Origin of the sequence: Natrinema salaciae (genome assembly GCF_900110865.1) — an archaeon.
GTDB lineage: Archaea > Halobacteriota > Halobacteria > Halobacteriales > Natrialbaceae > Natrinema > Natrinema salaciae.
In genome coordinates this window covers 851,935-865,606 of sequence record NZ_FOFD01000003.1, presented here as the reverse complement: position 1 = coordinate 865,606, position 13,672 = coordinate 851,935, and the positions used below count along the sequence as shown (strand labels likewise).

15 protein-coding genes are annotated in these 13,672 nt (G+C 60.4%); 5 read left to right on the top strand and 10 right to left on the bottom strand.

Annotated elements, in window-relative coordinates; genetic code table 11:
* Positions 1-425: 425 nt before the first annotated feature.
* Genes BMX07_RS13535 through BMX07_RS24855 form a run of 3 tightly spaced genes read right to left on the bottom strand, consistent with a single transcriptional unit; the run spans position 426 to position 2,563 of the window.
* Positions 426-1,289, bottom strand: coding sequence for a bactofilin family protein (locus BMX07_RS13535; RefSeq protein ID WP_090618399.1), 864 nt, complete (start codon positions 1,287-1,289; stop codon positions 426-428).
* Entirely contained in the window at positions 1,286-1,738 is a 453-nt protein-coding gene (locus BMX07_RS24860; protein ID WP_217643688.1) for a hypothetical protein, read from the bottom strand. Before BMX07_RS24860 ends, BMX07_RS13535 begins: the two co-directional genes overlap by 4 nt.
* Positions 1,739-1,777: 39 nt before the next feature.
* Entirely contained in the window at positions 1,778-2,563 is a 786-nt protein-coding gene (locus BMX07_RS24855) for an MFS transporter (RefSeq protein ID WP_217643687.1), read from the bottom strand.
* Between the two features lie 206 nt (positions 2,564-2,769).
* Between BMX07_RS24855 and BMX07_RS24850 the strand changes: the two genes are divergently transcribed.
* Positions 2,770-3,210, top strand: coding sequence for a DUF998 domain-containing protein (locus BMX07_RS24850; protein ID WP_281246963.1), 441 nt, complete (start codon positions 2,770-2,772; stop codon positions 3,208-3,210).
* 36 nt (positions 3,211-3,246) lie between these two features.
* Complete coding sequence (locus BMX07_RS24845) at positions 3,247-3,417, top strand: hypothetical protein (RefSeq protein WP_217643694.1); 171 nt, start codon at positions 3,247-3,249, stop codon at positions 3,415-3,417.
* A 559-nt stretch (positions 3,418-3,976) separates the two neighbouring features.
* On the opposite strand, the gene BMX07_RS13520 is transcribed toward BMX07_RS24845, so the two are convergent.
* Both BMX07_RS13520 and BMX07_RS24840 read right to left on the bottom strand, forming a co-directional pair.
* Positions 3,977-4,849 carry a CPBP family intramembrane glutamic endopeptidase gene (locus BMX07_RS13520; protein WP_090618398.1) on the bottom strand — a complete coding sequence of 291 codons (873 nt, stop codon included), beginning with the start codon at positions 4,847-4,849 and terminating at the stop codon, positions 3,977-3,979.
* A 152-nt stretch (positions 4,850-5,001) separates the two neighbouring features.
* On the bottom strand, positions 5,002-5,181 hold the full coding sequence (locus BMX07_RS24840; protein WP_090618397.1) for a hypothetical protein: 180 nt from the start codon (positions 5,179-5,181) through the stop codon (positions 5,002-5,004).
* Positions 5,182-5,270: 89 nt separating this feature from the next.
* Between BMX07_RS24840 and BMX07_RS13510 the strand changes: the two genes are divergently transcribed.
* The 3 genes from BMX07_RS13510 (at position 5,271) to BMX07_RS13500 (ending at position 9,229) form a co-directional block, all read left to right on the top strand.
* Positions 5,271-6,383, top strand: coding sequence for an MBL fold metallo-hydrolase (locus BMX07_RS13510; protein WP_090618396.1), 1,113 nt, complete (start codon positions 5,271-5,273; stop codon positions 6,381-6,383).
* A gap of 3 nt (positions 6,384-6,386) precedes the next feature.
* Entirely contained in the window at positions 6,387-7,676 is a 1,290-nt protein-coding gene (locus BMX07_RS13505) for an MFS transporter (RefSeq protein ID WP_090618395.1), read from the top strand.
* Between the two features lie 443 nt (positions 7,677-8,119).
* Positions 8,120-9,229: a class I SAM-dependent methyltransferase gene (locus tag BMX07_RS13500; RefSeq protein WP_245742113.1), complete on the top strand. Its 1,110-nt coding sequence runs from the start codon at positions 8,120-8,122 to the stop codon at positions 9,227-9,229.
* A 128-nt stretch (positions 9,230-9,357) separates the two neighbouring features.
* Here the strand turns inward: BMX07_RS13500 and BMX07_RS13495 are convergent, their stop codons facing one another.
* The 5 genes from BMX07_RS13495 to BMX07_RS13475 form a co-directional block, all read right to left on the bottom strand.
* The gene (locus BMX07_RS13495) at positions 9,358-10,989 is read right to left on the bottom strand and encodes a hypothetical protein (protein ID WP_139210892.1); all 1,632 of its coding nucleotides are present in this window, start codon (positions 10,987-10,989) and stop codon (positions 9,358-9,360) included.
* A gap of 13 nt (positions 10,990-11,002) precedes the next feature.
* Positions 11,003-11,371, bottom strand: coding sequence for a hypothetical protein (locus BMX07_RS13490; protein ID WP_090618392.1), 369 nt, complete (start codon positions 11,369-11,371; stop codon positions 11,003-11,005).
* Between the two features lie 187 nt (positions 11,372-11,558).
* Entirely contained in the window at positions 11,559-12,710 is a 1,152-nt protein-coding gene (locus tag BMX07_RS13485) for a DUF1214 domain-containing protein (RefSeq protein WP_175480148.1), read from the bottom strand.
* Between the two features lie 353 nt (positions 12,711-13,063).
* Positions 13,064-13,366, bottom strand: coding sequence for a DUF8036 family membrane protein (locus BMX07_RS13480; RefSeq protein ID WP_090618391.1), 303 nt, complete (start codon positions 13,364-13,366; stop codon positions 13,064-13,066).
* Positions 13,367-13,639 (bottom strand): winged helix-turn-helix domain-containing protein, encoded by a 273-nt coding sequence (locus BMX07_RS13475; protein WP_090618390.1) that lies wholly within the window; start codon positions 13,637-13,639, stop codon positions 13,367-13,369. It lies immediately after the preceding gene.
* Between the last annotated feature and the right edge of the window lie 33 nt (positions 13,640-13,672).

Below are 13,672 nucleotides of genomic sequence, written 5' to 3'. Positions count from 1 at the left end.
GACCGCAGGGGTAGGATCCTCATTTCTTCCGGATGTATTCGTAGGCCGTCTGGGGTACATAACCCCTTCGGACTCGAGCCATCCGAGATGACGGAGTGCGTCGCGCACGCCGCCTCCTTCTTCGTATATAATCACAATCGCCGATCACTACTTAAGGCCTGCGAACTGCGCCTTCGAAGGTAGGTACTCACACACAACGAGAGGGTCGAGGATTCGTCAATATACTATTACTTAAGAGGAAAACCAGCGGATAGAAACCGGCAGCCCATCTACTGGTTGCTTCTACGAGGCGAACTCGGGGCACTCCTCGAACGACGGATTAGGGGTGTGAGGCGATTCGTTTCAAAATGGACGATACAGGAACAGATACAGTGGACTGTGAGACGGCGACTCGACTGGTCTACTTCTTGACAGGTACTATCGTATTACTCCGGAAGCGATACCGGTTCGAACTCTTGCAGCCCGAAGTACGTCAGTACGACGGCACCCAATCCGGTCAGGAGAAGCCCACCCGCGATCAGGTCCCCGAGGATCGGGATCAGTCCGATCACCTGTAACAACACCATGATAGCAACGGTTCCGAGACCGGTTGGCAGACCGACTCGAGGGGTGTTCAGTTGCTGACCTGCGAGATATCCCAGTGCGATGATTCCGTAGGAGATTATCAGCAACCCAATTAAAAGGCCGAGTATGCTCACGGGAAGGAGGATCAGGGTGAACGCCATGAATACGAAAACGGAGAGGAACGTGACGAAGAGGAGTGCACCCACGGTGAAGCTGATCAATGGATGATCTTGCACGGCTGTCCCGACAGTATCGAGCAGTAGTTCGTGTTTTCGGGAGAGCAGCGACCCCACAAGCGCCAGCATCAGCGTCGTCAGAACGAACGGCGTGTACGCCGCAACCGGGCCGGATTCGGCGGATTCGAACACGACAGTGGTCCGCTCCGTGATGACTGCGTCGTCGGACAGTTCCTCGCTTCCACCGATGTGCTGGAGTTCTCCACCGATCGTTGCACCGTCTTCGACGACGAGTGATCCGGAAAGTTGCGTCACGTCGCCGTCGACTGTTCCGTTGACCCGGAACTCGCCACCAATAACGTAGACCGGACCGGATACCGTTTCAGTGGACGGTACCGTGATCGTTGCGTCCCCGACGATTAGCGCGCCCCGGTGTTCGGTCATCTCGTGGTCGCCTTCGATAACGAACTCGGTGGTCTCGACGTCGGCCCCACCCGCCGATATCATGAGCAGCACGATTATCAAGAGCGGGATGAGCTCCAGATTCATGGCGTCGTCCCTCCACGAACCAATTCGACCATCCGATGCGCGTAGAGCAGCACCGGCAGCGTGACGACGAACAGCAGTGCCAGCGCGTTCACGTACGTCAGGTGGCTCAGCAGTGAGAGTCCGCTCCCCTCGGAGTACAGCGCTAGCGAGGTACTCAAGAAGGTCGCCAGCCACCCCGCTATCCCGACGCCGAGTGCCGTGTGCGTGCCGATCGTCTCGGGCGTGGAGAGGTCCGGCCAGAGTGCGAAGTTGAGCGTCGTGTAGAAACTGACCGCGAGCACGTAGAACATCGGCAGCACCAGTGGCGGGGAGTTACCTGCGCCAAACTGGACGTGGAAGACGTACAGGAGGTGTGTGAACGCGAACAGACCGAACACCCAGAGGAACAGCCAGTTTCGATCGAAGTTCGTGTAGACGACGCCAGCAGCAAGCCCCCCGACGACGTGCAAGACAGCGATAAACAACCGGACACGCAGATCGGGAGATTGTCAGGACGTGTAGATGTACAGCGGCGTCTCGATGAGCCGGAGAAAACCCAGACTATCGATGAAGAAGACGCCGAACATCAGTAAAACTGGCCCCCAGAACGCGAAACTCGACGTTCGGACCGGTATTGGCCGGCAGAACCGACCAGTCCCGAACGCGTCGCGTTCGTGTTGACTGGCGAGGCGATCGACGAATCGGAACCGCCTCACCGAGAGAACGGCGAGAACGAGGACTGCTGGTACCATCATCACGCTCATGACGAAGCTGAACTCGTCGATTCGCCACTCGAGCGGATACAGGGCCGCAACGAAGAACGACAATCCAGCCACGATGGCAGCAACGTACCCGCGGTCCCTCACGGGAACGAAATCGAGCATGAAACTGAATGTAACCGGGATTCCGACGCCGAGTGCCGTCGAACAAACGAACACCCAGAGTGCGAACTGCTCGACCGTGCTCACGTGTGGGGCAGCGATCGTCAGAAGCAGTTGGACGAGAACGACCAGAAAGAGCAACCGGAACTTTACGTACAGGTCAGTGCTCCATCCACGCCGATCCATCGAGACGCCGCTGGCGACGGCTGCGACGAGGGTGAGGAGCGCGAGTATGGCCATCACTATCGACACGTCCCCGGGAGACATACCGATCTGCTGTGTTCCGAGATCAGTCAGTCCCAGTTGGACGAATGTGAGGTTGTAATAGTACCCGGCCGTAAGCGCGGACACATAGAGTAGATAGCCAGTGATGGGTGTCCACTGGCGCTCGCGGAGAAACTCGAGGAGTTTCATGGAGTGCTGTAATCCACTATCCGGCATAAATATGGTCTATGTCCCTACACATTGGCAGCAATGTAACTCAAATGTGGTTGAGGAATTCTTGCGTCTCCGTCGTGGGGTAGTCGAAGTGACAGCGATTTCGAGAAAGATGTCTGTCCCTCAAACAGTACTTACTCCTGTAATTCTCTGCAGAGTCATAAGACGATAGTGAACACACCATGACTCAGAGTACCGCGTATACGCTGGCCGTCGATGAAATTCAGGGGACAGCGTCAGATAGCCGGAACCGTGCGGGCGGTTTCTTCGTTGTACTTGCCGCCCAGTTTCTGGCGGTTGCCATGCGTACAGCAGCGATGGCCCCGAGCTACGACTTCGGTGCGGCCGCCATCAGTGATCTCGGCGTCATTGCTGAGACCGCGCTAGTGTTCACTATCTCGCTCATCGCAGTCGGCCTGTTTCCCCTCCTTGGCGGGTGCTACTGCTACCGAATACACGGAGAACGCTGGCTCTTCGCCACCTTCGCACTCGCCGGCGTTGGTGCGGTCGGTGCCGGCGTCTTCCCGCTCGATACCGGCGGACTCCACTCGCTATTCGCGCTCCTCGCGTTCGTATTATCCAACGGACAGGCCCTCGGAACGGCAACTCGCTCTCCGGGGTAATGCGGGCGATCACTCCTCGCGGGAGGTATCGGACTCGTGTTCGTTGTGCTCATGGCGGTGGGTGACGCCAGCAACGCGGCGGCGCTCGGCCCTACCGGCCACGGCGGAGCCGAACGGATGATCGTCTACCCAGTGATGCTCTGGCTGGTAGCCTTCGGTGGCTCCCTGCTCGAGAGTCCCGTTCGGCCTGTTGCAACCACACATTGAGGCGATTCGCTACGAGAACAACCTCGAGTTCACGGTGCGATCGTTGCGTTCTCTGTGGCCTTCGTGACGGCCGTTGTTGGATGGGCAGGAGCAGCCGTTTGGCGCTGGTATCGTGGCGCAGAACGATCCCGGGTCGACTCTCCGCCCCGATTCGCGCGGTGGACAAGCGGCATCGCTGCTGGCTGTTTTCTCCTTTTTATCGTCGGTTTCGCAGGAGCGCTGGCGATGCGGCCGACTGCGTTTCTGTACGGAGACCGGCTACTGTTTCGGCTTCTCACGATTCCTTCACTCGTCGGGGCGGCGTCGGGGCGGTAGCGAGCGTGTTGACGGTAGTCTTCGCCGGTATCGCCATCCGGAACCGAGAATGGGGACGCTGGACGCGGGTTCACTACACGGTGGTCGCGCTCGCTGTAATCGTGTTCACGTGGCTGCTCTGGTACCAGATGTGACCGCTGGATAGTCAACAGTGAGACGTATCGCTATGCTGGCTCCCGATCGGCGTTGACGGTCCTGCACCGGTCGGCCCGAGACGTGTGACGCCGGGTGGCCTCCGTGGGTACTACGTCTCTCCGCCGACGTCAGCCGCTCCGGGAATCCGTCCGCGAGCGAGGGACTCGCGGCCATAATATGCGACTAAAACGACGACGACGAGCAGTTGAACTAGCAACTGCGCTACCACGACCGTCCCGACTGCGTGTTCGTCGACGACTCCCTCGACGACGATCTGGTCTGGCGCGAGGGGGAGGATTACATCCGCCGAGTTCGCCATGGCGTGGAGGACCATCACGATCAGCACGCTCCCCGTCCCGTTGTACGCCCACGCCAGGATGATCGAGAGGAGGAGAATGCCGAAGAACCAGCCGACCTGGTTGACGAGTGGAAACTCGGAGTGCGGTGTGACGGGCGCGAAAAAATACGGCAGATGCCAGCCGGCCCAGACGACGCCGATGATGAGACTCGCCGTCAACGCGCTGTAGTGGTCGTTCAGTCGGGCTTGAGCGAACCCCCGCCAGCCGGGTTCCTCGTTCAGACCGCCACTGACGAGCAACGCGAATAGGAAAATGCCGACGAATAATACGGGTGACGGCATCGCCTGACCGAGATCGACTGGCCCACCGATACCCACGAGTAGGCCAGTGACGGCCGCCGCGATACCGACCGGAAGCCCCAGTGCAACGATCCACCACTGCCAGCCGACCCGCCAGCGCGTGAGTTGTCGTGCCCACGCCCCGACATCGTCCCCCCGCAACCACGTTACCGCTGCTGCACTGATCGGCGGGCCGAAACTACCGACGTAGATGAGAATCGCTGCGGTCAAGCTCGGTTCCATAAACAACGCTGGTGCCGAGATGATCCACGTGTAGGCGTATGCGCCCACGAAGAACGCTGCAACCGGATGGTCGTTGATCCACGGAAATCGACTGCTCGACATAGTCGGTACTACTCGAACAGCACGGATAAAGTTGTATGCTATCTTATATATTGTTGGCGAAAACACGGTACTGTATTTGAGATATCTGTCTGACAAGAACGATGCTCTCGAGGGCGGGTACGACATCGCGACTACTTTCGAGACCAGGTTCGTCATTCGATAGAACCGCTATACGGTGCTGATACCACCCCAAATCCGACTGACTGAAAACCGTACGGATGCTGGATACGTCCGTCGAACTCGAGCAACGTCGTGAGGCCGGGGTAGTGCTCTGCGACCACCCGATATGAACACTCGTGCTTGACCCGGAACGAGGCCTCGTAGAGGGTCATACGCGTAGAGATGGTCGAAGGAAGATCTGCGGTACCGGTCATGTCCCGCACCACCTATAATCTAATACTTCTCGTATGGGTGAATACTGATGGCAGAGATTCACCCAGAAAAGCTCAGCGAACGATTACAGGCCGGCGAAGACGGCCTGCTCGTACTCGATATTCGCCACGAAGAGGAGTACGACGACTGGCATATCCCGGACAGCGTTAACGTCGACGTATACGACCAACTGACCGACAACCCTACTGCGGCAACGGACGCCCTCGGAGACCTCCCGGATGAGACGGAGATCGTTACCGTCTGTACTGCGGGCGTCGTGTCGCAAACCGCAACGGACGTGCTTCAGGAACTCGGGTACGACGCCGAGACGCTCACGGACGGGATGAACGGCTGGAGTCGTGTTCACCGGCACGCACCCGTTCCCGTTGACTTCGACGACACGCTAATTCAGGTTGCACGTCCCGGGAAAGGCTGCCTCTCGCACGTCCTCATCTCGGACGGAGAAGCCGTCGCGTTCGATCCGTCGCAGTATCTCGAAGAATACGAGGCAATTCTCGACGACTACAACGCCGAACTCGTTGGCGTCCTCGACACGCACGCACACGCAGACCACGTCTCGGGCGCTGCGGAACTCGCCGAACGACACGGCGTTCCGTACTACCTCCACCCGAAGGATGCACTCGCTATCGACGCAACTCCTGTCGAGGATGGGCAGACCGTGCCGGTCGGCCAGCTCGATATCGAGGTCATCCACACGCCGGGCCACAGCGAAGGGAGCGTCTCGTTCGATGTCGATGGCGCAGCGCTGATTACGGGCGACACGCTCTTCCACGAGAGCGTGGGCCGCGTCGAACTCGGCGTCGAAGCAGGGATCGAAGACGCCGACGTCGAAGGGAACGCCGCGACACTCTACGAGAGCCTCCAGCGGTTGCTGGACCGATCGGACGACACTGTTGTCTTACCGGCACACGACCCCGGCTCACCCGAACCACCGGTGAGCTCGACCCTCGGTGAAGTCAGAGAACAGAACGGTGATCTCAGACGCGGCCGTGAGGAATTCGTCCGAGAACTCGCTTCGGACGTCCCGGATCATCCGCCGAATTTCGAGCGCGTCAAGCGGACGAACGTCGGTCAGGAATCGGTTCCTGCCGACGAACTGGCCGAGCTGGAACTGGGGCCCAACAACTGTGCGGCTGAGTGATCGATGAGTATGGCAACTGAACTCGACCAGGGGATCCGCGAGCACCTCGGACAGTTCTCACTGCACGTTCTGTTAGTGTTCGCCACCGGACTGACGATCGGGTCCGAGCGCACCGTCGTGCCCGTTCTGGGCGAGGACGTACTCGGCGTCAAGTCCGTTCTGGTCATCGGCTCGTTCGTCGTCTCGTTCGGGTTCGTCAAGGCCTTGCTCAATCTCTACGCCGGGAAGTGGGGCGAGGAGTACGGCCGCAAGCCAGTCCTCGTCCTCGGGTGGGCAACCGCGTTACCCCTCCCGGTTATTCTCATCTTCGCTCCCAGTTGGGGCTGGATCACGGTCGGGAACGTTCTCCTCGGCATCAACCAGGCACTGACTTGGAGCATGGCGATAAACGCCAAAATCGACCTCGCAGGTCCCGACCAGCGCGGTCTCGCAGTCGGTATTGACGAGGCGTTCGGCTACTCGGGCGTCGCCGTCGGCGCGTGGATTACGGGCGTCATCGCTGGCCAGTGGAGTCTCCGGCCCGAACCGTTCTACTTCCTCGCAGTGGTCGTCGTGCTGGCGTTTCTCATCTCGATCTTCCTGATCAAGGAGACCGTCCAGTATGCACAGGCCGAAGGTGATGACGACCACCACGATGCGAATCTCCCGTTCAACGAGGTGCTGAAGCGAGCAACGTACGGGGACAAGACGTTGTTCGCCGCGGCACAGGCCGGCCACATCGAGAACTTCGTCGATACCCTGTTCTGGATCGCAGTGCCGCTGTATCTCACGAGCCAGGGGCTCGGCATCGCAGCAGTCGGTGTCGTCGTCGGCGTCCACAGCGCGATGTATTTCCTCCAGATCGCGACTGGAGGGCTTGCGGACCGTATCGGCCGCCGTCCTCCCGTAATCTGGGGGATGTTCCTCGCAGGGGCCGGCGTACTTGGGATGGTATTCGTCGATGGGGCTCTCCCGTGGGCCGTTCTGGCCGCCGCCTCCGGATTGGGAATGGCGTTGCTGTATCCAAACCTGATGACGGTCCCGAGCGACGCAGCCCACCCGACGTGGCGGTCGGCTGGAATGGGCGTGTACCGGATGTGGCGGGACTCCGGCTACGGAGTCGGTGCAATCCTGATTGGCCTCTCGATGCAGTTCGTGAACGCCGAGGCGGCGTTCTACATGACTGCGTTCCTGATGTTCGTCTCCGGGGCGGTCGTGTACGTCTGGATGGAAGAGACTCACCCCGACTTCGGTACACACGAGCCACCTGCCCCTGCTACAGAAACACCGATCCGAGCAGCGTCCGAAGACTAGGGTTCGGCGGAAAACCCCGTTATCTGGCGCTGACTCTGCCGGATACCCGCGCTCCCTCAACCCGCACTCAATTTGAGACACCGTTGCTGAATACGCACGTTCCATTCAGCAGCGGCCGCTCATTCTACGTGAACACCGTCAGCAACGGCGTGCCGGTTACAGAGCATAGATTCAGCAGCTTCCGACGCTCAGTCAGAAGTGGGGCGGGCGATGCAGCGGAATGCGGTACCGCTGTGCGTGAACGCTGGTGACGTGCTCAGAGAAGAGGCGATCCGCAACGCGGAATGTTCCCACTTGCAAGCGGTGACAACCTTGCGTCGTCTGCACCGACATCAACAGCTGCCAGAGTCCCACTAGATACTTATTCTACTCGCGCAGTCGTGTCGTTCTCTGCGGAGGCACAACCCGGAATCAGCATCAGAATACGCAGACGAGAGTGACGAATGACGTACAACGAACAGGGAGACGAAAGATCAAGAGGTGACACCATGTCCATTAACGAAGACAGACTCGAGGAACTGATAGAAACTGCCACTACCGATATCGGCGCGATCGCGTACGCACCGCTGGCCATCATCGGCGATCGGCTCGGACTCTACGATGCGCTTGCCAAACACGGACCGCTCACGACACGCGAACTCGCCAACCGCACTGACACCACTGAACGGTATGTGCGCGAGTGGCTCGCCGCCAGTGCAGCCAGCGATTACGTGAGCTACGACCCCGAAACGGAGCAGTATAGCCTCTCTCCTGAACAGGCACTCTTACTAGCCGATACGGAAGGGCCAGCGTCCCCCCTTGCGGGCTTGTTCCAGATCGCCACCGCCGCTGGCAAGACCATGCCCAAGATTGAGACAGCCTTCCGCACCGGTGAAGGTGTCGGATGGCACGAACACGATGAGGAGGTCTTCCAAGGCATGATGCGCACCTCCGAATTCGACTTCAAGGAAAACCTCGTCTCCGACTGGATTCCCGCCCTCGAGGGGGTTGACGAGAAACTCCAGGAGGGCGCACGAGTCGCTGACATCGGGTGTGGCCACGGCGAATCGACAATCACCATGGCTCGAGCCTATCCCAAATCGACGTTCGTCGGATACGATTACCACGAGGGATCTATCAAACCGGCGCGCGAGCGCGCGGCTACTGCCGGGGTAACTGATCGGGTCAGCTTCGAGGTTACGAGGGCCAAGGAGTACGACGGTGATGAGTACGACTTCGTCACCTCCTTCGATTGCCTGCACGACATGGGTGATCCAGTCGGTGTTGCAGCACACGTCCGAGAGACGCTCGCTGACGACGGCACGTGGATGATCGTGGAACCACTTAGTGGTGATCGGGTGGAGGAGAATCTGCATCCGCGTGGGCGGCTGTATTATTCGGTGTCTACGATGATGTGTACGCCAAACGCGCTCGATCAGGAGGGTCCCCACGCGTTGGGCGCTCAGGCTGGGGAAGAACGGCTACGTGAGGTGGTCACCGAGGGTGGCTTTTCGGAGTTCCGCCGCGCGACCGAGACGCCACCGTTCGAGATGGTTCTCGAAGCAAAACCGTAGCGGGGAGGGTGTCTTTATCGTGATACGAAGACACGACCGCGGCGATTTCGAGGCGGCTGACGCCGTCTCGAATAGTCTACGACAATCTCTACGAATCCGCGCCCGAATCAACTCTTGCAAGGCCACTCTCAGCGAAGCCCGGCACCCTCGGCGGCGTCCGTCTCGAGCGGGTCGACCGGGTCGCCGTCGTCATCGAACGCGCCCTGGTCGTAGAGGTCGATGAACGGGCTGAACCGCTCGGGGAGGACGGGCAGTCCCACCTCGTGGAATGCAACGAGCGCCCGGATGGCGAAGCGGCGCCGCTTCTCCGACCGGTCAGTCCCGACAGTCTCGACCAGCGTCTCAGCCAAGCCGTCCGGGACCGTCTCCCAGTGTTCGGCTGTTTCTTCGATTAATTGCGAGTGTTGGTAGCGAAGGGGTGGCTCCCATTCGGCGCGGGCGAAAGCGTCGGGAACGACGTGGGCCGCGAGGTCGGGATGGGCGTCAACGAGTGCGGCCAACGTCTTCCGGACCTCGCTTCTGGGCAGGTTCTCTGCGAGGATTTCTGGGACGGTCTCGATGGCAGCTGGATTCCGGTCGGCGACGTCGACCACGAGGTCGCGGTAAAACCGCGAGCCGTGGTCGAGTTCGCCCTCGACGAGTAGCCGATAGCCATGGCGGAGCTGGTCGGCGACGAACTCCGGGTGGTCCGGTGCGAGGAGAGCGAGCGGGTCGGTCTTGTCAGTTGCCGCCGTGTCCCGGGCGACCATGGCGGCGAGCGTTTCGGCGGGCGGGTCAAACGACCGGTCGGCAGCACGGACGAGCCGCGAGATTGCGATCAGATCCGGATCGTTGCGCCGCCATCGGTCGGTCCTCGTGTTCGCGGCCGTGAATCTCGTCCGAAGGTGTTCGTACACGGGGCCGACCGCGTCTCGTCTGGTCAGCGCCACCCGAAGCGCGAGTCGCGGGAATCGCCAGCCAAGCGCCCTGGAATCGTTACGCTGGGCAGCAGTGACGACGTCGTCCGCGATGTCCCCAACAGCGACGACGCCTGCTGACGCGAGCGTATCCAGCAGGCGGGCCGCCCACGAACGCACCCCGCGGCGATCGTCGTGGAGGCGTTCGGCGACTGTCTCGGCGTGGGCAGCCAATAGCGAGCCGTCGTACTCCTCGAATCCTTCGTCGAGCGTCACAAGAGCGGCGTGACGGGGCGAGGCGACTGGTCGCGTATACGTACAGTATGCGTTCAGCGGGTCACCGAACGTGTCGACAAGCGTTTCGACCGCGGCCGCGGGATCGGAATGGATGCCGATCAGCTCCGCTCCGTGTGAGAAAGCAACCTTCCCGACACGTCGTCGTACCGCCGGGTCGGGGTCGTGCAACAGCTCGAACAGCGTTGCTGCGATGCGTTCCCGCGGAATTGGCCGGTACTCGTCGTTTTCGAGGGCCTCTTTCACGATGTCGCCGAGTCGGCGAGGGTTTGCTGCCGTCTGGCGGACGACCGGCGACTCGTCACCGAGCGCGTCGAAGACGGACGCCGCAACTTCGGACTGGTCGTCGACGTACTCGTCGCCATAGACGGCGACATGACCGGCAACGAACACACCGACGCTCCTGGTAGCGGGGTCGGTCCCGTCGAGCATGGACAGGAACTGCGCGACGACGGACGGTGTGAGGTTGTCCCACCAGTCGAAGTCATCAAGCAACAGCTCTAGGACTTGCGGCGCGAGTGCGGCCCGTTCGCCTGGATCGGCTTGGTCGAGTCGGCGAGCCAGATCCACGAGGTCGTCAGATTCAGACGGCGGCATGAATCCCGTAGCGCATCCGGTAGTAGTCGAAGTGCTCGCCGTACCACCAGCGACCGGGGGTCGAGCGGAGTTCGTCGGTCGGGTCCGTCGACTTGTCGAAGCGTTCGTAGTATTCGCTGACGGTGGCACCGCCGCCCCCTTCCCGCGACGCGACCCAGACAAGGCGGTCGATGTGGTCGCTCACCGCACGGAGTTCCGATACCGGCGCGGAGTGATACTCACCGAATAGGACCACTGAATCCTCGATCTGTTGACCGTCCCGCGCCCATTCGTGGTTGAGTCCTGTCTCGAGTACCACGGCTGGGTCTCCACCCGCTGTTAGTTCCGCGACGAGCCAGTACTGGTGTTCCGCCATACTGAGGGGTCACAATGGTCCCACTAAATCCTGTGGAACGGCAGCATGATCGACTTCCACAACCAGCAAGCGATACCCGCCGGCGGGATGGGTGGAAGGCCGCCACGGGCGCCGACGACTGCCTCGAAGATGCCGAGTTTGCAGATGCCGCCGCCGAAACCGAACGCGAAGCGGTTGCCAACGACTGCTAGCGATTGTTGGAGCGATTTACCGGTACCGGCTCGGCCTCGGGGAAGTGATAGCTCCCGTCGAGAATCTCCTCGCGCGGACCGTACAGTCGGATCGTATAGTTCCACCCCTCTGGCGTGTAGAGGTAGTTCGGCTGGTCGGGATCACCACCGAAGTGAATCGTGACACTGCCGTCATCGTCTCGCTCTGCGGTCACGTTGTTGATCGCGTACGCGTCGTACTCGTTTTCCTCGAGATACCAGTCGCTGTTGTAGACGGTGACCGACCAGTATCCGTCGACGGGGACATCCTCGACGGTGAGCGTATATACCGTGTCGCCGTCGTTCTGTTCGGGCGTTCGCCAGAGAACGAACTCGTCCGTCTCCGGACTTCCGCCCCAGGCGATCGCGGTGCCGAGGAGGTGCTTGACGGGATCGACCTCGTCGGCTTCGCCCCACACGCCCCGGGAGTTGTCCATCGTCTCTCCGACGGTGATGAGTGCCTCCCGGGTCTGCTCGAGCGATTCCTGATCCCAGGTGGGTATCTCGAACGCGCCGGGCGATCGTTGACTCGCCGTGATCTTGTCTTGGACGGCGTGAACAGTCTCGATGTCGTCCGGATCGTTTGGATCGAATAACGTGCGGACCAGGACCAGACAGTATCGTGTCCCGATCTCGTCCTGTGTCAGCGTATATTCGCCGGCGGTCGTGGACGATCCCCGCAAGTAGTTATCTTGATTGATGACGATCAGCAACTGGTAGCGGTCACCGGTGTCCGGTTGGGAGACGGTGACCGGCTCGGTCAGATCGAAGACGCCAGCCGAGTAGAGCGTATCACGATTCATCTGGATGACGTCCTGTTCGTCGATGGGAACCAACTCTCGGAGGTGATAGAACGCTCCGAACCCGCCCAGTTCGGCGTATCGCGCGAGGTACGTGTCGGACTCTGCGCGGGGGTAGTTCTCCCACGTTACCGGGACTGGCTCGTCATCTTCCGTCTCGTTTTGAGCCCGGTGGACATTCGCCTCCGGGGAGTGTTGGCTGGCAGTGGCGCTGCCGCCCCCCATCGCGAGTATGCCGGCGAGACCCGCCCCGCGAAGTGCAGTTCGGCGCGTTGCCTGCAGCGGTTTGGAGTCCGGTTCTGGCGTCGTGTGGTGTGGCTCGTTGCGCATGGCTCATGCCTCTCCGAGTGGCCCACAGCAGTTACTGTTGGAGCCGGCTCAGACAACTACACGCTCACATTCCACATAAAATACCATCCGGTTTGATTCATAATATATCGATGTAATCACGGTACGGGTTTGATGACGAACTCTCAATCCGTACTCTACTCTCTGCTTTCAAGTACCGAGCGAACCGATTGGTCTGTTGCCGGGGTGGGTCATGCTGCATTCGCGCCTTGTCTGCAACAGGACGTGATCGGGCTCCCAAACTACGGCCGAGATCAGTGTTCCGCATACGGCGGCTGTATGCAGGAGGGGTTTCAAATTGAGCCTGCGTTCTCGAGAGTGTGATCACAGTCGTGTCACTTCGCGGTAACGTAGGTGAGGAAAGCCAGAGCGACGGTCTGGAGCACGCGAAGGGTGGCTACGGACTGCTGGACGCCTGGGGAATTAGCGTAGAGCATCCCGGTGCTGAAAAAGAAGTAAATTGCAACGACATTCTCGAGAAGGAGAGTAACACCGAACATGGCCAACCCTGCGGTCATCTCGGATCCGAACGTTCGATAGTTGCGGACCCAGATGACCGTCAACACCACGAGGAGGAGTACGTTCACTGCCGAGAGAAGGGTCGCCACCAGCATCCAGGGTCCCATCGCCCCCGCCATTCACATCGCCTCCAGAACGGTTTCGAACTCCTCGCGGTGTCGCTCGAACCGATCGGTCAGGAAGTACAACTTCCCGTACTCGTTGCCACCGGATTCGATAACGTCGTGTTCCTGTAACATGTCGAGGTGGTGTCTCACGGTATTGTAATCGACGTCGAGGCACTCCGCGAGCTGGTTGGCGTTCCGGGGACGGTCATCGAGGGCGGCGATGATGCGCGCACGGTTCTCGCCGCCACGGGTGCCAACCAAGAGATACCAAAGTGCCTTCTCCATCCGTGCGTGCCATCGTATCGGGGGATTATGAGT

Bases quoted from the DNA above. Each gene is read 5' to 3' on its own strand.
- BMX07_RS13535 (WP_090618399.1), bottom strand. From the start codon at position 1,289: ATGAATCTGGAGCTCATCCCGCTCTTGATAATCGTGCTGCTCATGATA.
- BMX07_RS24855 (WP_217643687.1), bottom strand. From the start codon at position 2,563: ATGAAACTCCTCGAGTTTCTCCGCGAGCGCCAGTGGACACCCATCACT.
- BMX07_RS24850 (WP_281246963.1), top strand. From the start codon at position 2,770: ATGACTCAGAGTACCGCGTATACGCTGGCCGTCGATGAAATTCAGGGG.
- BMX07_RS13520 (WP_090618398.1), bottom strand. From the start codon at position 4,849: ATGTCGAGCAGTCGATTTCCGTGGATCAACGACCATCCGGTTGCAGCG.
- BMX07_RS24840 (WP_090618397.1), bottom strand. From the start codon at position 5,181: ATGACCCTCTACGAGGCCTCGTTCCGGGTCAAGCACGAGTGTTCATAT.
- BMX07_RS13510 (WP_090618396.1), top strand. From the start codon at position 5,271: ATGGCAGAGATTCACCCAGAAAAGCTCAGCGAACGATTACAGGCCGGC.
- BMX07_RS13505 (WP_090618395.1), top strand. From the start codon at position 6,387: ATGAGTATGGCAACTGAACTCGACCAGGGGATCCGCGAGCACCTCGGA.
- BMX07_RS13500 (WP_245742113.1), top strand. From the start codon at position 8,120: ATGACGTACAACGAACAGGGAGACGAAAGATCAAGAGGTGACACCATG.
- BMX07_RS13490 (WP_090618392.1), bottom strand. From the start codon at position 11,371: ATGGCGGAACACCAGTACTGGCTCGTCGCGGAACTAACAGCGGGTGGA.
- BMX07_RS13485 (WP_175480148.1), bottom strand. From the start codon at position 12,710: ATGCGCAACGAGCCACACCACACGACGCCAGAACCGGACTCCAAACCG.
- BMX07_RS13480 (WP_090618391.1), bottom strand. From the start codon at position 13,366: ATGGCGGGGGCGATGGGACCCTGGATGCTGGTGGCGACCCTTCTCTCG.
- BMX07_RS13475 (WP_090618390.1), bottom strand. From the start codon at position 13,639: ATGGAGAAGGCACTTTGGTATCTCTTGGTTGGCACCCGTGGCGGCGAG.